This window comes from Kitasatospora sp. NPDC056138 (assembly GCF_042264695.1).
GTDB lineage: Bacteria > Actinomycetota > Actinomycetes > Streptomycetales > Streptomycetaceae > Kitasatospora.
Window position 1 is genome coordinate 14393 of record NZ_JBHJVK010000081.1, and the last position, 20182, is coordinate 34574.

The following is a 20182-nucleotide window of genomic DNA, read 5'->3' on the forward strand; positions in this document are numbered from 1 at the left end:
GGGTTGGGGCTCCCCTCGGCCCGGCCTCCCCCCCCGGCGGACACCTTGTATTACCCCCGGGCCCAACCCCCCCGGTTGGTGACAGGCGTCACGCCTGTCACCAACCGGGTCTTCTGTCGGGGGCCTACTGCGGCGACGTGCTCATGCACAGCCCGCGATGGGATCGCCGCGCAGGATCGAGCCGAACAGCTCCTGCAGCTCGGCCCCGGGATCGACGCCGTACTCCTCCGCCAGGGTCCGGCGGGTCCGGTGGTACGCGTCGATCGCCTCGGCCCGCCGGCCGGACCAGTACAGGGCCTTCATCAGCAGGCAGCTGAACCGCTCCCGGGTCGGGAACCGCAGGGTGAGCGCGGGCAGTTCGGCGGCGACCACCGAGAGGTCGCGTTCCTCGGCCAGCCTGGCCTCCCACAGGTTCTCCAGCGCCAGCAGTCGCAACTCCTCGAAGCGCGAGGCGGCCTGCGCGCCGAGAGCGTAGTCGCTCACTTCCGGATAGGCGGATCCTCGCCACAGCGCCAACGCGCTCTCCAGCATCCGGCTCGCCCGCTGGTGCAGCCCGGCCTGGAGCAGCCGCCGGCCGTCGTGCAGCAGCCGTTCGAAGAGGACCGCGTCGATGGAGTCCGCGTGCACGGCCAGTACGTAACCGTTCGGTTCACGCCGCAGGACCGTGTCGCGGCTGCGCGGCGGCCGGTTCGGCTCCAGCAGCCGCCGGAGATTGGACACGTAACTGTGCAGGTTCGCCATGACGTCGTTCGGAGGGTTCCTCGGCCAGACGGCCTCGGTGAGCTGCCCCGCCGTCACCGGCTGGCCCGGCGTCAGAAGAAGGGCGGACAATACCGCGCGCTGACGCGCCGACCCCGGATTCACCGGGATTCCGTTGGCCTGGACCGCTAACGGGCCGAGGACATTGAAATTCATTGCGTGACCCTCCGCCACAAGTCACCCCCAGTAACGAAGAAACGTATCGACCGCTCGAAGGAAACACCTTGCTGCCGGGAATGATCCCGGTGAGTCGCACGGGTTCTCGCGCGGTTGACGACAGAGTACTTGCAAATCCTTCTGAAAAAAGGTCTGGATCGATAGCGCCCGTCTTGGTATGGCGCACTGACGCACTGTCATGTGGCGGGTCGACGGGACCGGGCGCCCCCGTCACCCGCTCCGGCGGCCGGAGAGCAGACTTGCCGGCCTGGCATCCCTGACGCTCTGCGGTCGGCTCGCGACGCCACGTGATCTCGGTCACTCCGGACCAGCGGATCCTTGAATTTTGCACATCCCCGGTCGTGCCTCACGTGTTCCTTCTCCCCCGTACCCCGGGTTCCCCCGACGGGTGCACGCGGCGGCGACGATGCCCAAGGCGGCTGCGCCGGAACCTCCTTGGGCTCACCTGACCCGGACATGGTCGAATTCCCCCGCCGTGATGCGGGGGTGCCGGGTGGCCTGGGGTTGCTTTCGGTCGTGCCCGGTTCCAGCTGTGGCCCATTGGGGTTTTCTCGGTGGGAATTCTCATCGTGAAGCGGGGTGAGGTGCCCGGAGCGGTCCAGGTCCGGCAGAACGGTCCCGGTGGCGGCGGGACCTGAAGTCCCCGGTGGGACGGGCCCGTCAAGATCGTGTCCGCAGCAGCCGACCGCGGTGGACGGGCAACTTGCCTCGGTGGCACAACGGTTGCGGCCGGTAGCGGATGGGGGCGGGTGGTCTGCGGGTGGCCTTCCGTCGGAACGCTGCCGCCAGGGCCGCCCCCGGGCTCCCGGGCATCCTCGAACGCAGGTCGGCGCGGATGACGAGGCCCGTCCCGGTTCGGCGCCACCTCCCGAGCCGCGCTCCGCGACGCCTTCGACGAGCGCCGCCCATCGTGAAGTTGCGGGCCGGGTGTCGTCGGCCATCGCTCTTGCCGCCGGGGCTGGTTGCCGGGGTTGGCTACCGGGGCTCGTCGCGCCGGCGCCGGGGGTGTGGGTGGCCCGGGCCGGGGGTGGCAGTCGAAAGGCTTCGGTCACCGCCTTGACCGGTGACGGGTGGGCCGAGGACAGGGCACGAGCGCCATGACGCACACGTGTCCACGGACTGCCGAACACCGTCGGTTCGCCCCTGACGGGACTCTGCCGTCCCCCGCGAACGGCCGCTCAGGGCGCGGGAGTCACGGGGGAGCGGCCGTGGCCCGACGGCACGCAGGTGTGGAATCGGACGGAGCGCGTGGTGCTGCCGGGACACCGCCCGGTGGCCTCGGACTTCGTGTGGAGGCGGGCCCGGCGAGGTGTCAGCCGGCGTCGCCCGGCGCGGCCGCGCCCGGCCTCACGACGGTGTACATGACGGACCGCTCCTGCTTGTGACGCTGGATGCGTCCCTTGGCGGCGAGGGACTCCAGGGTGTTCCGCACGACCTGAGGCGTCGGGTTGCGCTTCGGGTACTTCTGCAGCAGCTCGTCCCGCAACTCCTTGGCCGGGCGCGGCTCGTCGTGATGGCCCAGCAGATCCGTCAGGAGGTCACCGAGCAGCGGCCGACGCGACTCCGCCTTCGCGCCTGCCTTTGTCGTACCTGCCTTTGTCGTGCGGGCCGCCGCAGCGACCCTGGCCGACTCCGAACGCCGCGAAGCGGCCCGGGTGGCAGACGTCGCCTTCGCGGCGACGGGCTCGTCCTGCAGCTGCTCGGGCAGACGTGACGGGTCGGAGAAGCCCTCGTACCGCTCGGCGAGGTTCAGGATGTCCGCCAGGAGCGCTTCCTCCTGCTTCAACAGCCTGAGCTCCTCCGCCAGCTCCTGCTGTCGCCGGTGGTTCTGCTCCAGGTCGGACGCGGCTTGTTCCATGTACCGGGACCGGAGCGTGGAGGCTGGCTGGAGGGTCACGACCGTTCACTCCCTCGACATGGATGGTGTTGCGCATGGTACCCATGCCGAGGAGCCCGTGCAGCGGAGTGTCGGCGCCGGACGGCCCACCGGGCATCAGCTCGTCAGGTACGTGCACGGGAATGTCAGGTAGGTGCGCGGGAACGCGGTCGCCGGGTGGGTGCGGTGCTTCCGGTGCGGTGACCGCCAGTGGCGCCCCGGACCGGCCCGGTGGATGAGAACGCGTACCCGGCTGCGGGCCCGCGCCGCCGTCAGTGCACGCTCACGGTGGGCGAGGTCTTCTTCCGCGCGCGGTAGGCGGCGGCCTTGATCCTGTTGCCGCAGGAATCCATGCCGCACCACTGGCGCCTGGCGCCCCGGGAGCGGTCGACGTAGATCCGCGTGCACTCCGGGTCGCCGCACTCCCTGAGCAGGGGGACGTCCGGGCCGCTGAGGAGTTCGACGGCCTGCCGTGCGACGGTGGCCAGGGCTTGCCCGGGGGTCGCCTCGTTGTGCCGCCCGGCCATGGTGAGCTGCGGCGTCACGGGGGCCTTGCGCGCTGCGCCGTTGAGCACGGCGAGCGCCTCGCGGTCGAGGTCCTCACCGTGAACGCGGTTGGTGACGAGTCGGTGGACGGCCTCGCGCACGGTCGTCGCCTCCCGGACGTCCTGCTCGTCGGCGGGCGTGATCGTGTCCACGAGTCCGCACTCCACGTACCAGGCGTTCAGCCGTTCCGGCGTCGCGAACATCTCGAACCGGGCCGAGCGCCGTGCGCGGAGGGTGGCCGCGAAGTCGAGGGCCGGGTGGCCGCACACGAAGACGTGGTCAAGGTTCACGTCACCATCCTGGTGGGTGACTGTCGGGCGCGGCAAGAACCGTCACCGCTCCGGGGGCGACATCGGCCGGAGCTCTCGGCCCTGCCACCACCGGTGCGCCCGGTGGTGGCAGGGCCGAGAGGACGATCGCGCCGGGACCGGACCCGAGGGCCTCCGCCGGTCCCGCCGGGCACGGAGCCTCGGACGCGGGCCACGTCACACGGCGGTGGCTCACACGGCGGGGGATCCCGTCTCCTTCAGCGCTCCGTCGGCCAGCCGCAGTCGGCGGTTCACCCCGATCCGGGCGAGGAACCGCTCGTCATGGCTGATCACCACGAACGCGCCCTGGTAGGAGTCGAGCGCGCTCTCGAGCTGGCCCGCGCTGACCAGGTCGAGGTTGTTGGTCGGCTCGTCCAGCAGGAGCAGCTGGGGAGCCGGTTCGGCGCACAGCACGCAGGCCAGCGTGGCGCGCAGCCGTTCGCCGCCGGAGAGCACCCCGACGGGCAGGTGGGCCCGGGCGCCGCGGAAGAGGAAGCGGGCGAGCAGGTTCATCCGTTCCGTCTCGGGCCGCTCGGGGGCGAACGCGGCGAAGTTCTCCGCCACGGTGCGGTCCGGGTCCAGCAGGTCCAGGCGCTGCGAGAGGTAGGCGATCCGGCCCTCGGTGCGCCTGGTCTCCCCGCCGTCCGGGGTGAGGTCGCCGGTGATCAGGCGCAGCAGGGTGGTCTTCCCGGCGCCGTTGGGTCCGGTCAGGGCGATGCGCTCGGGGCCGCGGATGTTCAGGTCGACGCCGCCGTCGGCGAACACCGCCCGGCCTGCGTGGTGGACCTGCATCCCCTCGCCGAGGAAGAGGTTGCGCCCGGCGGGCACCTGGGTGTCGGGCAGTTCCAGGGTGATGCGCTGTTCCTCGCGCAGGGCGCGTCCGGCCTCGTCGAGCCGGGCCTTGGCCTCGCCGACCCGGGCGGCGTGCATCTGGCCGGCCCGGCCCGCGGACTCCTGCGCGCCGCGCTTCATGGTGCCGGCGAAGATGCGGGGCAGGCCGGCGTTCTTGAGGTTGCGGGCGGCGTTGCTCGCGCGGCGCTCGGCGCGTTCGCGGGCCTGCTGCATCTCCCGCTTCTCCCGCCTGAGTTCCTGTTCGGCGTTGCGGACGTTCTTCTCGGCGACCTCCTGCTCGGCGTGAACGGCCTCCTCGTACTCGGTGAAGTTACCGCCGTAGAAGCGCAGTTCGCCGCTGCCGAGTTCGACGATGCCCTGCATGCGGTCGAGCAGCGCGCGGTCGTGGCTGACCAGCAGCAGACAGCCGTTGAAGTCCGCCAGTACGTCGTGGAGCTTGTGCCTGGCCGCTGCGTCGAGGTTGTTGGTCGGCTCGTCGAGCAGCAGCACGTCGGGGCGCTTGAGCAGTTGGGCGGCGAGGCCGAGGGAGACGATCTGGCCGCCGCTGAGCGTGCTCAGGCTGCGGTCCAGGGCGAGGTCGGCCAGACCGAGACGGTCGAGCTGGGCGCGGGTGCGCTCCTCGATGTCCCAGTCGTCGCCGATGGTGGTGAAGTGCTCCTCGCTCACGTCGCCGGACTCGACGGCGTCGAGGGCGCGGATCACCTCGGCGACGTCGAGCACCTCGGCGACCGTGAGGTTGCCGGTCAGCGGGAGGCTCTGCCGGAGGTAGCCCAGCGATCCACCGACCGACACCGAGCCGGTGGCGGGCGTGAGTTCGCCGGCGATCAGCTTGAGCAGGGTGCTCTTGCCGGAGCCGTTGGGGGCGACCAGGCCGGTGCGGCCGGTGGGCACGGTGAAGGACAGGTCGTTGAAGACCGGGGTGTCGTCGGGCCAGGCGAACGAGAGGTTCGAGCAGACGATGGCGGCGTCGGACATGGAGGTGACCTCGAAGGTGCGGGAGGGCAGGACGTGGTCTTCTGCCCTGGGCAGACATGGAAAAGGGGACGACGAAACGGACCAGCTCGGCGGCGCTCCTGAGCACCGGCCGGTGGCCGTCAGATCCGGATCTCACCCGGAGATGTCGTCTTCACCCACCACGTCTGCGACTCCTCGATCACACGGTTCAAGTCACCCGCAGCGTAGCAGCTGTTGCTCCCCGTGCGGCTGGAATAAAGGAAGTGCGGGTGTGCGCCCGGGAGTCCGTACACGTGTGCGCGTCGACACGTGCCGATCGGCGACCGCCCCTCCGCGGACCCCGTCGCCTCGTTGACGGCCCAGGAACGGCCGTGCCGGCGGCGTCACCGGTTGAACCGGTTCAACCAGGAGCGCCGCGAGGACGGTGCGACGGCGCTCACACGTGTGGACACGCCCGCGACCGGGTCCGGCCGGAGTGCGGCCTGCCTCGCCGGGGCCGTCGCCACCTCGCGAGGTGTCCTGCCACCACCCGGACCGGGAGAGCCCGAGTGTGCCGATGGTCATGCCTGCTCCCGGGCCACCGTCCGTCGATCCGGCCACGGTCTCGCCGACGCGGTGGCGTTCAGCGCGGAGTCACCCAGGCGGGTGTCCAGGTCCCGGCGTCATCGCGGTGGGCCGTTGCGGCGGCGAGGTGGGCGCGGAGGGTGGACAGCGCCGGGTGGGGGTTGTCGCGGTGCCAGAGGAGTGAGTGCGGGTAGACGGGGGTCGGGTCGGTCACCGGGATGCGGCGCAGGCCGCGGTCGGCGGGCCAGCCGTCGGGAGCACCTCCCGGCGCAAGCCGGGGGAGGCTCTTCGCACCCATGAAGGTGGCCAGGGCCGGGGTGTCGGCGATGGTGTCGAGGAGCGCGTCGGAGCCGAAGTTGGGGCCGGTCGCCTCGATGGTGAGGCCGAACTCGGCGGCGAGGTCGTCGTAGTAGGCGGCCCACTCGGTGCCGGGGACGATGCCGGGCATCCAGATCCGGTGCCCGACGAGCTGGGCGAGGGTCACCGACCGGGCGCCGGCCAGCGCATGGGCGGGGCCGGTGAGCAGGTCGAGCGGTTCGTCGAGCACCCGGACGGACTCGATGTCCTCGGGAAGGGGGCGGCCGGGCACGGCGACGGCGCGGAAGGACGCGTCGATCGCACCGGACCGGATGGCGGCGACGGCCGTCTCGACGTCGAACAGCATCACCACGTCGAGCTCGACCTCGGGGTGCGCGCGGTGGAAGCCGCGCATCAGGCCCGACTGCGCGGTCCGCGAGGCGATCACGTCGACGCGCAGCGGACGGTGGCCGGTGCGCACGGACGCGACCGCGCGTTCGGCGACGCGTAGCAGCTCGCGCGCGTGGGGCAGGAACGCCTGCCCGTCGATGGTGAGCTCGGCGCCGCGCGGCGTGCGGGTGAACAGCCGCACGCCGAGGTTGCGCTCCAGCGCGGCGATGCGCTTGGAGACGGCCTGCTGGGTGACCGCCAGCTCGGCGGCCGCCTCCTGGAACTGCCCCGCGTCGGCGGCGGCGACGAAGGTCCGGACGGTGTCGAGGTCCATGCCGACACCCTAGGGCCACAACCGTTGGTTGTGGCCGACGGCCATCCGGTTGTTTGATCCCCGGGCACGGCGCTCGCTTTGATGCTTCCGATCGCGGATCGGCTGTGCGGGTGAGTGGCGAGGGGGCGTGGGGCATGCGGAGCGGGCACCGGCTGGGACATCTGCTGGGACATCTGCTCGGACATCGGCTGGGGCGGCGGTTCGGGTGGCTCTGGGGAGCGTACGGGACCAGCGCGCTCGGTACGTGGCTCGCCTTCGGCGCGTTCCCGCTGATCGCCGTCCGGGTGCTGCACGCCGGACCGGCCGAGGTCGCCGCGCTCTCCTCCGCGGGGGCTGCGGTGGGCGCGGCCGTGGCGGTGCCGCTCGGCCCGTGGGTGGAGTTCCGCCGCAAGCGGCCGGTGCTGGTCGCGATGGACCTGGTGCGGTTCGCGGCGCTGCTGACCGTCCCCGCCGCGTTCGCGCTCGGCGTGCTCACCTTCCTGCAGCTCCTGCTGGTCTCGGTCGTCGTCGCGGCGGCCGACATCACCTTCCGCGCCGCCTCCGGCGCGTACCTGAAGACGCTGCTGCCGGCCGAGGACCTGCTCGTCGCCAACGCCCGGTTCGAGTCGACGGCTTGGACGACCACGATCGTCGGTCCGCCGCTGGGCGGCGCGGCGATCGGGCTCCTCGGTCCGGTGGCGACGGTGCTGGCCGACGCGGTCAGCTACCTGCTCTCGGCCCTGGGCATCCGCGCGACGGGCGGGACCGAGCCGCGGCCCGAGCGTCGGGAGGCCGCGCGCATGCGGGCCGGGGACCTGTTCGACGGCTGGCGGTACATCCTCGCCGATGCGACGCTGCGTCCGCTGTTCTTCAACACCGCCTTGTTCAACGGCCTGGTGATGGCCACCGAGCCGCTGCTGGCCGTCCTGATGCTCGGCCGGCTCGGGTTCGCACCGTGGCAGTACGGCCTCGCCTTCGCCGCGCCGGCGATCGGCGGGCTGCTCGGTTCGCGGCTGGCCCGACCGCTCGTCACCCGGTACGGACAGCACCGGGTCCTGGTCGCGGTCGGGACGCTGCGCGCGCTCTGGCCCGTCGGCCTGGCCTTCCTGGGGCCGGGAACCGGCGGGCTGCTGCTGGTGATGAGCGTCGAGCTCGGGCTCATCTTCTGCTGCGGGGTCTTCAACCCCGTCCACGCCACCTACCGCCTGGAGCGCACCGCGACCGACCGGGTCGCCCGCACGCTCTCCGCCTGGGCGGTGACGACCAAGGCCGCGACCGCGCTCCTGACGGCCGTCTGGGGCGTGCTGGGCGGCCTGCTCGGCCCGCGCACGGCCATCGGCCTGGCCGGCCTGCTCCTGCTGGCGACCCCGTTGCTGCTCCCCCGCCGCGCGGCAGCGCTTCCCTCCGAGCCGGAGCCGGAGCCGGCACCGAGCCGCGCCTGACGGGCCGCCGTGGCCGCCACGGCCGCCACCGCGATCGGACTGCGCCGCCCTTCCTCGGAGCGGTTCGCCCTCCGAGGACAGCCCGGAGGTGAGCGCGGCGGCCTCGGTTCCCACTCGGCTGCGGGCTCGACCAGGGGATGGGTCCGAGGCCAGGCGCGTCGTGGTTCCTGCCGACACGACTCAACCGCCGAACATCGCCGCGCCTTCACGGCCCTTGGCCTGGTTCTCGGTGACGTAGGGCCGCATTTCCGCCTCGTACGCGGCGAACGCCGTCAGGTGGCCGCCGGCCGCCCCGGCCAGTTGTCGGGCCAGCGTGCGCGCGCCGATGAGGGCCTGCGACGTACCCATCCCACTGGTGGGTGCGGCGCAGTACCCCGCGTCGCCGATCAGCGCGATCCGGCCCTGCGACCACGCGCCCAGGTGGACCTGGCAGGCGGAGGCGAAGTAGAAGTCGTCCGCTGCCGTCATCGCCTCCAGCAGGCGGGGTGTCTCCCAGCCGTGCCCGGCGAAGGCCTCCCGTACTGCCCGCTCCTGCTCGTCCCGGCCGCGCCGGTCCAGTTCGGGTGAGGCGGTGGCGAAGGACAGGCTGACCATCAGCCTGTCCGGGTCGGCCGCGCTGAAGGCGTAGATCGCCGTGCCCTTGGTCAACCTGAGCACACCGCTGTGGTCGAACCCGAGGTGGTTGGCGGCGGTGAACCCGGCGCCGGACATGCCCAAGTGCTGTACGGCGCCGGAGTGCGGGCCGAAGGAGAGTCGGCGCACCTGCGAGTGGACACCGTCCGCTCCGACGACGAGGTCGAAGCGCCGGGTGGCGGCTCGCTCGAACTCGACCGTGACGCCGGTGTCGTCCTGGCTGAGCGCGCTGATCGAGTCGTCGAAGACGTACTCCACGTCGGCCTCGGTGATCCGGTGCAGAATCCGGGTCAATTCACGCTTGGGCACTTCGAGTTCACCGGCGAACACCTCGGCGGGGAGGTGTCCGGTCTCGGCGCCCGTCTCGTCCAGCAGCGTGGTGCCGCGCATCTTCGTGTCGTGCCCGCGGACCTCGTCGAGGATGCCCAACTCCTCCAGCACCTCGAAGGCTGCGCCGCGGAAGTCGACGGCGTACCCGGTCTCCCGGAGAGCCGGTGCGCGTTCGACCACGGTCACGTCGTAGCCGTCGCGGTGCAGGAAGTGGGCCAGGGCCGGGCCGGCCACGCTGGCACCCGAGATCAGAACCTTCGTCTTCGTCATGGGTAGGACCGTAGCCGCGGTTTGACCATTTGGTCAAACCATATGGATGAACCATCCGGTCGAACTTCCGCTACGCTGTGCGCCATGGGAAACCGAGAGGATCTGCTGGCAGGGGCCAAGCAGTGCCTGATCGAACGCGGCTGGGCCCGCACCACCGTCCGGGACATCGCCTCGGCCGCCGGAGTCAGTCATGCCGCCATCGGCTACCACTTCGGCTCCAAGGACGCGCTGCTCACCCAGGCGTTGGTGCAGGCGGTGGACGAACTCGGGGACGAACTCGCCCGGCGCGCCCCGGGGGACGAGCCGGAAGAGCGCTGGCAGGCGCTGATCGACAGCTTCACCACGGACCGGGCGTTGTGGGTGGCTCAGCTTGAGGCCGCAGTGCAGGCCGAGCGCTCACCGGAAGTACGTGCACACCTCGCCGAAGGGCAGCGCCAGGGCCGGGAGGGGCTCGGCGGCTCGGTGCCGCTCGCACTGCTGACCGGACTGATGCTGCAGTGGCTGGTGGACCCGGAACACGCGCCCTCCGGCGCCGACGTGGTCCACGAGCTCCGCTCGCTCTCCGGCAAGCTCTGAGCCATCCGCTGCGACTCGAAGCACCCGGACGCACTCCGCCACGGAAGGCGCCAGGTCGCGGGGTGAGGAAACCCGGCTGCCCCCTGCCGACCAGCCTGGGCGCCGCGGCTTGTCCCTGACCGTCAGGTCGCCCGCGATGACGGCACCCCCGACCTCCAGGTCCCGCATCGGCCGGAGATCGCCGTTGGCGGTGAGGCCACCACCGGCGACGACGTTCCACGGTGAGGCCGGGGGGAGATGCCGGGCAGGTCGGCCTCGCGTGCGGCGAGCACGTGTCGGCGGGCCTGCTCACGGCGGCCGGTGAGCAGGGCCGCTTCGACGAGCCGTCCGTCGACGCCCGGCAACCTGCTTCCAACCTCCTGCTGCGCCGCTACATCTCGGGCGTCGGCTCGTTGCACAGGACATGGCCAGTGCATCGGGCAAGCAGAGAAGACCCACACCGGTGCTGTGGGCGTTCGTCGTCCGTGAGTCTCCCTCACAGTCGCCGCCGGTCGCCGAGGCGGTCGTGGAGATCGGCGCTGCACAGTACGGGCAGCTGCTGGAGGACGCGATGGCCAGCGGCTTCGTCCTCGCCGCCGGCGAGCCCCCGCCGACCACGGCCGAGGTCCACGTCCGGGCCGGCCTTCTCACCGAACTGAGCCTGGTGGGCGGACACCGGGTGTGGGAGCCGGCACCGCCCGCCCCCGTCTCGCCCGAGTGGCTGTCCGCCGCCCGGACGCGGACCAAGGTGGTGGTCATCGTCGTCCCGCCCGGCACCTGGCCCCCGGTCCTGCCGGGCACCGCGTCCGCCGATCTCGCCGACGCGTTCACGGCCAACCTGCAGGAAGCGCGTGCGAACGGGTTGGTCCAGCACGGAACAGCCCGCCTCGTCACCCGGTGAGAACCTTGCCGTGATCGGTCCTCCCGCCGAGCAGCCGGTCGCCGCGAGCAGCGGCGGGGCGGCGAGCGGCGGCGGGGCGGCGAGCGGCGGCGGGGCGGCGAGCGGCGGCAGGATCCTGCTGTGGATCACGTCCCAGACCCGGTCGGCACTGGTGAACGTCACCTATGCCCAGGTCAGCAGGCTGACGGTTTCACCGGGCTGCAGGGTCTGCATCCTGGTCCCGTCGATGAGGTGCACCGGCTCGAAGCCCACGGCCGTGATCTGCCCGCCCTTGACGACCGCTCCGGCGCGTTCGTGCAGGGCCACGACCGGCCGCCCGTTCCCATGCGCCCAGCTCCGGGCAACAGGCGTGTCCCGCTCGCGGTGATGAACGAACACCCCGTGCCCTCCGACCAGGCTGAGGCCCCGGGTGTCGGCGTGGCCGCTGAGGTCCTCGTCCAGGTGCGCGATCGTGCTGATGTCCGCCCCGAGTAGCGCAGCACCCGCGCTCCCTCCGTAGACGGCCCCACCGCCCTCGACGAATCGCCTGAGCGCGGGCAGCAGGTCGTGGCGCCGGATCACCGACAGCAGCCGGTACGCATTCCCGCCACCGATGTACACGCCACGGAAGTCCGGGAAGCGTGAGAGCAGAGCCTCGCCGGTCGCGCCGTTCCACAGCTCGATGTCGGCAACTCCCAGGGGTGCGAACACTGAGTTCAGCCAGTTCATGCAGACGGCATAGTCGACCTCGGCCGGATCCATGGCAACCGGCCAGTACCACAACGGGCCAGAATCAACTGCTGTCGCGAACGCCGCGTCCAGCAGACGTGAATCCTGAGCGTCTCCGCCGCCGGACAGGAACAACGAGCCCGTCAACATTCACCCCCGGGTGGCCAAGTCTCCTACGACCGAACGTATGTGACCCCGTGCTCAGGACACAAGGCACTTTCGCGGCCGGCAGTGCGGCCGAGGGGCGGTGCGAGTCGGCCGTGGCCCGTCCGAGCGGCATTGCCCCGGACGGGCCACGGCAGGACGAGGGCACCTACGGCGTCGTCACGCCGGGACCACCCGGTAGCTCAGTGCCGCCGCCGGAAGGTTGGACCGGGCCAGCGAGCCGGTGGCCCACGGGTGGGCGCCGGTGCAGTCGGCCGCGGGGTACAGCACCACGGATGCGGAGCCGGAGACGACCTGAACCGAGAGGGCGGGCTCCGACAGCGTGTGGCACGTGCCGAGGTCGGTGAGGTCGACCGTGGTCACCGCTCCCGCCCCGACGGTGCCCGAGTAGAGATACGCGCCCTGCTGCAACGGGGGCCATCCGGCGGCGTTCGCCGCCCCGGTGCCGAGGCCGATCAAGGCCGCGGCCATGGTCGTGGCGGCGGCTGCGCCACGGAATCCCACCTTGGGTGTGAACATGTGATCCACCTCTACGTGTGTGGCGATGCCGCTGTGGGCACGGGCATGACTCGTTCGGTCATGTGCGAACGAAAGCAGATCCTTGCACGGTCGATCACGCGTCGGGGAGTACGGAACCGGTCAAACACGTGTGCTTGGCCGAGAGGTGTGGCGAGTACTGCCGGCCACCCTCCACGGCGCGGGGTATCACCGCCTTGACAGGTGACGATCGAGGCTGTGCGCCGAGAGTCGTCTCCGGTGGCGCCGGTGGCGCCAACCGAGATCGACGATGTGGCGAGCGGTCATGAGCAGGGAACCCGCCGGCGATCCTGCCGCCGTGGCGAGGCGCGCGGGCTACGGCAGACGGTTCGCGGCGCGCGGGTAGGCCGTCGGGAACCCGTTGAGCATCAGTCGGTACGCGGCGGTGTCGATCGATCCCCGTGGTCCTCCCTCGCCGTGCAGCCCGGACGCCGGATTCACGTTTTGCAGGATACTTATCGATCGATTACCTGCGTGAGAGACCGTCAGTCCTCGGGTGGCCGTGAGATGGCCCGGCCACCTCGAGAACGGGGGACAGGATGGGCAGCGGGTCGTTCTGGATCGACCTTCACGAGGTCGAGGCGGCTGCCAGGAAGATCGAGAGCATCGTCCGCGAGCTGGAATCCGCTGCCGAGCGGGTCGAGACCGCGGTGCAGCGGATTCCCCGGGCCGCGTACGGCACCGGTGAGTTGGGCAAGGCGCTGCTGGGAGGTGGGTCCGGAGCAAGCGGGCTGGTCGAGCACCAGCAGCAGGCGCTCCAGGGGATCCATCGCTATCTGCGGAACTCCGCCGCGATGGCGGAGAACCTGATGCTGATGTGCCGGCGGCACCGCGAGACCGACGGTGCCAGTGCCGCTGAGTTCCGGAACGGTGCCCCGTCATGATCGAGCTGCCTGCCGACCTGGCCGAGGTGCTGGCAGTCGTCCAGCGCCACGAGGACGGGGCCGACATCGCCTTCCCCGATGCCGACGAGAACCGCCTCGCGGATCTCGCCGAGGCCTGGGACGACTGGAACACCGCCGCCGAGCCCCGGATCCGGGCCATCGTGGCGAACGCGCAGCAGGCCCTGGCCCACATGTCCGGGGAGGCCGCCGACGGGTTCCAGCGGTACCTGGAGCGGTACTGCGGCCGTGACGACGCCCATACGGCCACCACGCTGGAGAGCGGGCTCGGCATGGCCACCTGCCTGCACGGCGCGGCCGGCACGGTGACCCGGGCCAAGACGACGATGGTCGAGCAGCTGTGGTCCACCAAGCACTACCTCGACAGCAGCCTGCCCGGTGCCTCGCCCGAGGTGGCGGCGCAGTCCGAGGGCGTGCGGCTGACGGTGGACTCGTGCAAGCACCACACCGGCCAGGCGAGCGCCGACGTCGACTCGATGCTGCGCCGGAGCGCGGACCGGATCGAGAGCATGGACGGTGCCGGGCAGGTCTGTGCACTCGGCGACACCGGCGCCCGGGACAGCGGCACCGCCGACGCGTTCGCCTCGACCAAGGTCCCGGGGCAGGCGGGCGGATCGGCCTGCCCGCCGAGCGGCTCCGCGACCACCGGGCTGAGCCTGGCGGGCTTCACCGGCGCCGTCGCGAGTGCGGACGCGCCGGGCGTGGCACCTGCCGCCGACTCCGCCGGCCTTGCCGGGGTTTCCGGGACTTCCGGGGCCTCGGGGGGTGCGCCCGCCGGTGTGCTCGGTGCGGCCGCGGTCGGCGCGGGTGCCGTCAACGGGGCTGCGGGACGCGGGCCTGCCGTCGGTGGGACGGCGGGCCGGGCCGGGGCGGGGAGCATGCCGTCCGCTGCGGGCGCGGGCCCCGATCCACGGTCCCGTACGGTGCCGGGCACCGGCGGACAGAGCACGCTCCAGCCGACACGGCAACCGCTCGGCCCGGGTGCGGGCCCCGGTACCGGAGGGCGGGCGGGCTCGGGTGCCACCACCGCCGGTGCGGGTGTCACCACTGCCGGTGCGGGTGCCACCGGCCGGGGCCCCGTCATCGGCGGCATGCACGGTGCCGGTCGCGCCGGAGGCAAGAAGAGCGCGCCCGGCAGGCGCAGGCCCGGACTCGTCACCCAGGAGGCACCGGAGCAGGACGAGGTGCTCACCGACTCCGGCATCCAGGGCCAGGCCGGGGATGCCCCGGTACGTGACCGGCGGGCGCAACGGGCGAGGCAGCGCTGGCTGGACGACGCGCGGACCGGCGTTGCCGGAGAGCATCGGGCGGAAACCCCGCAGAAGCCCGGCGAGGAGGAGCCCCCGCCCGCGGGTGACAGCGACCTGCTCAAGCAGCTGACCAGCGTGGTGCTCGGCCCCGAGCCGGAAGGAAAGGGGCGGGCGGCGACTTCCGCTCCGGCCGGAGCCGACGGAGCCGCAGCCGGGCAGGCCGAGGGTCGGCCGGCCGCTGACGTCGCGGGCGGCGAGCAGGGCCGGACGGCCACCCCGCGGCGCCAGGGCGAGCCGGACCAGGGCCCGGGTGCCGGGGTGTCGGCGCAGACCGGAGCGGAAGCCGCGGCCAAGCGTGCGCCGCTGCGGGAGGAGGGCGGCTTCCAGGTGCCCAGCCCGCATCTGCGGGCGGCGCTCGCGAAGTTGGCGACCTCCGGCGCGTTCGACAGGTCCGAACCCGCCTTGGCGCCCGCGCGGTCTTCGGCCGTGCCGCAGAGCCCTCAGCAGTGAGCGGCTGCGCAGAGAACGAGTAACGCGTGCCGTCGGCCGTCGGCCGGCGCTCGCAGGCATTCCGTCCACCGGTCGTCCGGCCGGTGGACGGCACAAGTCGGTGAGGAAGTGTCATGGAAGATGCGTTTCGCACGATGGTGCACGAGCCCGGTGAGGTGCCGGCGCCGGGCAGCCGGCCGACGGGGCCGGTGACGGGGCTGGTGACGGGTTCGGTGGTCGTCGGTCCGCAGGGCGCCGGAACGGCGGTGATGGCCGTCGGTTCGCCCGCCCCGGGCACGGGAACCCTGACGGCCTCCCGCGGCGCGGCGGCCCAGGCGGCGCCCGCGGCCGCAAGCGCGGGTACGGGTATCAGGGTCAGCCCCGAGCAGTACCGGACGGCGAGCTCCCCGATGTCCGCCGCCGCCGAGCGTGTCTCGGAGCTGTATCTCAGCCTCGACGAGTTCCTGACCAGCATGAACGCGACCTCGCCGTGGGGCAAGGACCACGCGGGAGAACAGTTCGCCGAAGGGGAGAAGGGCTACCTGGCCTACAGCGCGGCCACGCTCAAGGGGCTGAAGAACCTCCCCGCCGCCCTGCACCGCATCGCGGAAGGCCTGAAGACGATGGCTCAGAACTACGAGTCGGTGGAGTCCGGCACGGTCGCCGACCTCAACGGCCGCGGCCAGGAGCTTCGGGTGGTGGAGTCCCTGCCCACTCCCGTGATCACCCTCCCGCCCGCAGGCGCCACGGCCGGCCCGCCGTCACCGGCGCCGCTCACCGCGACCAACCGCGAGATCGGCCGCGGCCGCATCGGTGGGGGGCGCTGATCATGGCTGTGGAGGTACCCGAGCCCCTGCAGTGGGTTCTGCTGCTGCTGTCGGGCGCCCGCTGGCCCGAGGCCGACGAGGACCACCTGCGGCAGATGGCCGAGCACTGGCGCGCCACGGCGAGCGCTCTCGACGACATCGGCGGGACCACGGACGCCACGATGCGACGTGCACTGGCCGACCAGGAGGGCGTGGCCGCGACGAAGCTGGCCGAGTACTGGGCCAACTTCACGACCGGCAAGGGCGAGGACCAGCCCGGAGTGTTCCCGGGGCTGGTCGCGGCGTGCAACGGCATGGGCGACATGCTGGAGTCGATGGCCAACTCCGCCGAGACGGCCAAGATCCAGATCATCGCCCAACTGGGCATCCTGGCCTTGGACATCGCCACCGCGGAGGTGGAGGCTCCCTTCACCGCGGGCCTCTCGCTGGCCCAGATCCCCGTCGCGGTCGGCGCCATCCGTACGGTCGTCCAGCAGATCATCAAGAAGCTGGTGCTGGAGGCCGTGGAGTTCGCGGCCAAGCAGGCCGTCCAGATGGCCGCCATCAACCTGCTCGCCCAGTCCATCGAGGTCATGCAGGGGCACCGCAAGGGCGTCGACCTGAACGAGGTCGGCCAGAACGCCGTGGGCGGCGCGGTGGCAGGTGCGTCCGGCAACCTGCTGGGCAAGGGTCTCGGCGCGGCCGGTGCCAAGGTCGGGCTCGGCCGGGTGATGGGCACCCTGCCGGGCAGGATGGTGACGGCCGGTGCGGTCGGTGTCGGCGCGGACGTCGTGACCCAGGCGGTCACCACCGGCACGGTGGACAGCCACAGCCTGCTCGGTTCCGGCCTCAGCGGTGCCGCGGGCGCGGGTCTCCACGCGGGCGGCGCCGCGCTCAACGAGCACTTCCGCCCTCCCACCGAGGCCCCGCACGCGGGTGTGCCGACCGGGGGAGGAGCGCTGCCCGGTGCCGGCGAGCACGGCGCGGCGGTCCCACGGTCGGCGGAGGGCCCCGGCGCGGCCGCCGGCTCGGACGGTCCGGCCCCGGCGAGCGGTGCGCACCCGGGAGCCGAGGGCCCGGCCCACCCGGTCGCGTCGGACCACACGGGCGCGGGGGCCGCCGCTCCTGCGGGAGAGGCCGGTTCCCCGGGCCATCAGATGTCGCGCGGCATCGGCGACGGCGCTGCTCCGGCCGCCGGGACCGCTCCCGGACACGCCGACACCTCAGCCGCGTTCGAGAGCCCGATGCACGCGCCGGCCGCCGAGACCGGCCATCCGGCGCCGCACTCGGCCGTGGACAGCGGAGCTCAGCTCACCACCGGTGAGCCGGGCACCGGCACGGCGGGCGGCCACGGTGTTCCGGCTGCGTCCGGCCTTCATGCCGCTGATGCCCCCTCGCCGCACCTGCTGTCGGCCGAGGCGCCGGTGGCGGCGCACCAGGTTCCGGCTCCGATCGAGCTGGGCCCGCACGCGGCGGAGGTGCCTTCGCCGCATCTGCTGTCGGCCGAGGCGCCGGTGGCGGCGCACCAGGCCCCGGCCCCGATCGAGCTGGGCCCGCACGCGGCGGACGTGGCCTCGCCGCATCTGCTGTCGGCCGAGGCGCCGGTGGCGGCGCACCAGGCTCCGGCTCCGATCGAGCTGGGCCCGCACGCGGCGGAGGTGCCTTCGCCGCATCTGCTGTCGGCCGAGGCGCCGGTGGCGGCGCACCAGGCCCCGGCCCCGATCGAGCTCGGTCCGCACGCGGCGGACGTGGCCTCGCCGAACCTCGCGCACACCGAGGTCGCGGCGGTGGCCCAGCCGGAGACGGTCGGCCAGGGCCCGTCCGCAGCCGTCCGTCCCGAGTCGCCGATCGAGGGACCGCACCTGACGCCGGGCGCGGGTGACGCGGCGCGCACCGCGTCCGACCGGCCGACCGGTCAGGCGCAGCCGACGCGTGGGCTGCACGAGCATCCCTCCGGGCCGGCGCTGGTCTACCCGATCCAGCAGTCCGCGGCGCAGAAGGCGCTCTTCAAGGCGAAGAACCTGGTGCGACCGGACGTTCCGGCCGCCGTGCACGAGTTGAAGGACCTGATGCCGCAGCAGAGCTCCGGCGGCAAGTACCTGCACCCGGAGTCCAGCACCGGGCGGCCCTTCGAGGGCATCCATCTGAACACGCGTACCAACACGCTCAAGACCGATCACGACCCGACCACGCTCAACGATCTCTCGTCGAGTGTCGTGCGCACGGTCCGGAACGACACCGACGCGGCGCTCGCCCGCTGGGCTCCCGACAAGGTCAGCGGCAGTGGACAGGACAGGATGGAGGCGGCGGCTCGCCTGGACTACCGGACCGCCGACTACTGGAGGGGGCAGGACGCCCGCCGCGAGCAGCTCGACGCCATCGTGGCGGCCAGAACGGCGAGTTCGCCCGCCGGACTCTCGCCGGAGGCCCTGCACGGGGTGGACACGGCACTGCACGACGCCCCGGACGCCATCACCGGCGCCGGCCGGATCCTCGCGCAGCACCAGGGCTTTGTGCTGGGCGAGGTGCACTCGGCGTCGACCAGCTGGCCCTTCCTGAAGGAGAACATGGCGGCCCTCAAGGAACAGGGCGTCAGGACCGTGTACCTGGAGGCACTGCGGGACGACAGCTTCCAGCACCACCTGGACTCCCACATGCGCGCCCCGGAGGGGGCGGCGATGCCGCCGGAGCTCGATGCGATGATCTCGCGCTACGACAGCTCGCACGGCTCGCTGCCGGGCAACGGTCTGCGTGAGGTGGTCGAGGCCGCCAAGGCCGAGGGAGTGGACGTCCGGGCCGTGGACGGCCGTCCGGCCCGCCGGGAGGCCGGTGAGTGGGGGCTGTACGAGCGGGCGGCACGGTTCAACACCTATGCGGCCGACGCGGTCTCCGGTGACGGGAAGTACGTGATGGTGGTCGGGAAGGCGCACGTCCATCCGCACCCGGCTCCGGAGGGGGCGACCCCGGTGGGCCCGGTCCACTCCGAGCTCCCGGCGCCCGGCCTCTCCCAGCTGCTCCGGGTACCCGGGCTGGAACTGCGGGACGGGCCGGGCGGGTCGGTGTTCCAGCACGTCCGGCCGCCCGCCGCGGAACCGGCGGCGCCGACGGGTGCGGGGCAGTCGTGACCTTTCCCCGTCCAGTACGGCCCGAGCAGGCCGAGCCGTTCTCCCAGAGACAGGAACCCCCGGTGCACCGACCGGCACTGACGGCCGCCAAGGCCGTCGCCTACCTCACGATCGCCCCCGGTGTGCTCCTGGTCGGCACGGTCGGGCATCCGGACACGGTGACCACCGCGCCATCGCGGCCCGCACCGGCCCCGATCGGTACGTACTCCGGCCCGACGGGGGGTCGGGAGCCCGGTCCGCTCGGCGCCCCGGGCACCCCGCCGGCGCCGGCCGCGACCGCCGCCGTCCCGTACCGGGGCCTGGGCACGCTGGACGTGTGGGCTTCCGAGCTGCGGATGGACGCGCTCGGCGGCGAGGCGTCCTCCGCCGCCGACGGTACGGCGGTCGGTACCCGCGTGATGCCCGGCGCGGACAGCCAGGAGTGGATCCTCCGGCCGCGGCAGGACGGCGAGTTCACCGTCCAGTCCCTGCTGTCCGGCGGCGCCCCCGAACCCCGGGTGCTCACCGCCGAGCCGGGCGGCCTGGTGGACCTGCGGGACGACCGCTCGCAGAGCGGGGAGGAAGTCGGGGCGCAGCTCTGGCGGTTCACCGAGCGGATGCCCGTGATCCGGCTCGATCCGGCCACCCGGCGGCCGGCCATGCGCTTCAGGATCCGCGCGCACCAAGGCGGTTGCCTGGTCGCCGCGCCGGCCGGCGGGCCGCTGTCGGTCGGGGACTGCGCGACCACCGACACCTGGTGGAGCGACCGGGGCCTGCACGCCAGGACAGCCTTCTGAGGGCTCCGGGCACGACCGAAAGGTTTGGGTGGCGGTACCGAGAATTCCGCCGGATTCCGGTGTCCGCCGGCCTCCGGCGGTCCACGCTCAGAAGCAGCACCACCGGAGCCCCTGCCGTCCCGTACGGCAGGGCCTCCCGCACCAACTCGTACAAGGAGATCTGTTGAGCAACGAGAGCCTGGCCAACCTGCTCAAGGAGGAGCGTCGTTTCGCTCCGCCCGCGGAGCTCGCCGCGGCCGCCAACGTCACCGCGGCCG

Annotated in this window: 16 protein-coding genes; 8 read left to right on the plus strand and 8 right to left on the minus strand. The window is 72.6% G+C overall.

The annotated features are described in order from the left end of the window. Positions 1-141: 141 nt before the first annotated feature. The 5 genes from ACFC1R_RS33280 to ACFC1R_RS33300 form a co-directional block, all read right to left on the minus strand. Positions 142-915, minus strand: coding sequence for a BTAD domain-containing putative transcriptional regulator (locus ACFC1R_RS33280; protein ID WP_375945100.1), 774 nt, complete (start codon positions 913-915; stop codon positions 142-144). 1333 nt (positions 916-2248) lie between these two features. Beyond that, complete coding sequence (locus tag ACFC1R_RS33285) at positions 2249-2794, minus strand: hypothetical protein (protein ID WP_375945128.1); 546 nt, start codon at positions 2792-2794, stop codon at positions 2249-2251. Positions 2795-3084: 290 nt separating this feature from the next. Then, entirely contained in the window at positions 3085-3648 is a 564-nt protein-coding gene (locus ACFC1R_RS33290; protein ID WP_375945102.1) for a CGNR zinc finger domain-containing protein, read from the minus strand. A gap of 210 nt (positions 3649-3858) precedes the next feature. Then, entirely contained in the window at positions 3859-5493 is a 1635-nt protein-coding gene (gene abc-f / locus ACFC1R_RS33295; RefSeq protein WP_375945104.1) for a ribosomal protection-like ABC-F family protein, read from the minus strand. Between the two features lie 601 nt (positions 5494-6094). After that, positions 6095-7057 carry a LysR family transcriptional regulator gene (locus ACFC1R_RS33300; protein ID WP_375945106.1) on the minus strand — a complete coding sequence of 321 codons (963 nt, stop codon included), beginning with the start codon at positions 7055-7057 and terminating at the stop codon, positions 6095-6097. Positions 7058-7191: 134 nt separating this feature from the next. On the opposite strand from ACFC1R_RS33300, the gene ACFC1R_RS33305 reads away from it, so the two are divergent. Then, positions 7192-8478 (plus strand): MFS transporter, encoded by a 1287-nt coding sequence (locus tag ACFC1R_RS33305; RefSeq protein ID WP_375945130.1) that lies wholly within the window; start codon positions 7192-7194, stop codon positions 8476-8478. A gap of 180 nt (positions 8479-8658) precedes the next feature. Here ACFC1R_RS33305 and ACFC1R_RS33310 read toward each other — a convergent pair whose 3' ends face one another. Beyond that, entirely contained in the window at positions 8659-9711 is a 1053-nt protein-coding gene (locus ACFC1R_RS33310; protein ID WP_375945108.1) for an FAD-dependent monooxygenase, read from the minus strand. Between the two features lie 84 nt (positions 9712-9795). On the opposite strand from ACFC1R_RS33310, the gene ACFC1R_RS33315 reads away from it, so the two are divergent. Beyond that, on the plus strand, positions 9796-10287 hold the full coding sequence (locus tag ACFC1R_RS33315; protein WP_375945110.1) for a TetR/AcrR family transcriptional regulator: 492 nt from the start codon (positions 9796-9798) through the stop codon (positions 10285-10287). 403 nt (positions 10288-10690) lie between these two features. Next, entirely contained in the window at positions 10691-11167 is a 477-nt protein-coding gene (locus tag ACFC1R_RS33320) for a hypothetical protein (protein ID WP_375945112.1), read from the plus strand. 162 nt (positions 11168-11329) lie between these two features. On the opposite strand, the gene ACFC1R_RS33325 is transcribed toward ACFC1R_RS33320, so the two are convergent. Together ACFC1R_RS33325 and ACFC1R_RS33330 are read right to left on the minus strand one after the other, a co-directional pair. Beyond that, a complete protein-coding gene (locus tag ACFC1R_RS33325) occupies positions 11330-12025 on the minus strand; it encodes a Type 1 glutamine amidotransferase-like domain-containing protein (protein ID WP_375945114.1) in 696 nt (231 codons plus the stop codon). Positions 12026-12199: 174 nt separating this feature from the next. After that, positions 12200-12559 carry a hypothetical protein gene (locus ACFC1R_RS33330; protein ID WP_375945116.1) on the minus strand — a complete coding sequence of 120 codons (360 nt, stop codon included), beginning with the start codon at positions 12557-12559 and terminating at the stop codon, positions 12200-12202. A gap of 557 nt (positions 12560-13116) precedes the next feature. Between ACFC1R_RS33330 and ACFC1R_RS33335 the strand changes: the two genes are divergently transcribed. The 5 genes from ACFC1R_RS33335 (at position 13117) to ACFC1R_RS33355 (ending at position 19925) form a co-directional block, all read left to right on the plus strand. After that, a complete protein-coding gene (locus tag ACFC1R_RS33335; protein ID WP_375945118.1) occupies positions 13117-13461 on the plus strand; it encodes a hypothetical protein in 345 nt (114 codons plus the stop codon). Then, the gene (locus ACFC1R_RS33340; protein ID WP_375945120.1) at positions 13458-15239 is read left to right on the plus strand and encodes a hypothetical protein; all 1782 of its coding nucleotides are present in this window, start codon (positions 13458-13460) and stop codon (positions 15237-15239) included. Before ACFC1R_RS33335 ends, ACFC1R_RS33340 begins: the two co-directional genes overlap by 4 nt. A 113-nt stretch (positions 15240-15352) precedes the next feature. Next, entirely contained in the window at positions 15353-16045 is a 693-nt protein-coding gene (locus ACFC1R_RS33345; protein ID WP_375945122.1) for a WXG100 family type VII secretion target, read from the plus strand. A gap of 2 nt (positions 16046-16047) precedes the next feature. After that, on the plus strand, positions 16048-19149 hold the full coding sequence (locus ACFC1R_RS33350) for a hypothetical protein (protein ID WP_375945124.1): 3102 nt from the start codon (positions 16048-16050) through the stop codon (positions 19147-19149). Between the two features lie 62 nt (positions 19150-19211). Then, complete coding sequence (locus ACFC1R_RS33355) at positions 19212-19925, plus strand: RICIN domain-containing protein (protein WP_375945126.1); 714 nt, start codon at positions 19212-19214, stop codon at positions 19923-19925. Positions 19926-20182: the final 257 nt, after the last annotated feature.

Bases quoted from the DNA above. Each gene is read 5' to 3' on its own strand.
- ACFC1R_RS33350 (WP_375945124.1), top strand. From the start codon at position 16,048: ATGGCTGTGGAGGTACCCGAGCCCCTGCAGTGGGTTCTGCTGCTGCTG.
- ACFC1R_RS33315 (WP_375945110.1), top strand. From the start codon at position 9,796: ATGGGAAACCGAGAGGATCTGCTGGCAGGGGCCAAGCAGTGCCTGATC.
- ACFC1R_RS33340 (WP_375945120.1), top strand. From the start codon at position 13,458: ATGATCGAGCTGCCTGCCGACCTGGCCGAGGTGCTGGCAGTCGTCCAG.
- ACFC1R_RS33325 (WP_375945114.1), bottom strand. From the start codon at position 12,025: ATGTTGACGGGCTCGTTGTTCCTGTCCGGCGGCGGAGACGCTCAGGAT.
- ACFC1R_RS33345 (WP_375945122.1), top strand. From the start codon at position 15,353: ATGGAAGATGCGTTTCGCACGATGGTGCACGAGCCCGGTGAGGTGCCG.
- ACFC1R_RS33310 (WP_375945108.1), bottom strand. From the start codon at position 9,711: ATGACGAAGACGAAGGTTCTGATCTCGGGTGCCAGCGTGGCCGGCCCG.
- ACFC1R_RS33320 (WP_375945112.1), top strand. From the start codon at position 10,691: ATGGCCAGTGCATCGGGCAAGCAGAGAAGACCCACACCGGTGCTGTGG.
- ACFC1R_RS33330 (WP_375945116.1), bottom strand. From the start codon at position 12,559: ATGTTCACACCCAAGGTGGGATTCCGTGGCGCAGCCGCCGCCACGACC.
- ACFC1R_RS33285 (WP_375945128.1), bottom strand. From the start codon at position 2,794: ATGGAACAAGCCGCGTCCGACCTGGAGCAGAACCACCGGCGACAGCAG.
- ACFC1R_RS33335 (WP_375945118.1), top strand. From the start codon at position 13,117: ATGGGCAGCGGGTCGTTCTGGATCGACCTTCACGAGGTCGAGGCGGCT.
- ACFC1R_RS33305 (WP_375945130.1), top strand. From the start codon at position 7,192: ATGCGGAGCGGGCACCGGCTGGGACATCTGCTGGGACATCTGCTCGGA.
- abc-f (WP_375945104.1), bottom strand. From the start codon at position 5,493: ATGTCCGACGCCGCCATCGTCTGCTCGAACCTCTCGTTCGCCTGGCCC.
- ACFC1R_RS33280 (WP_375945100.1), bottom strand. From the start codon at position 915: ATGAATTTCAATGTCCTCGGCCCGTTAGCGGTCCAGGCCAACGGAATC.
- ACFC1R_RS33300 (WP_375945106.1), bottom strand. From the start codon at position 7,057: ATGGACCTCGACACCGTCCGGACCTTCGTCGCCGCCGCCGACGCGGGG.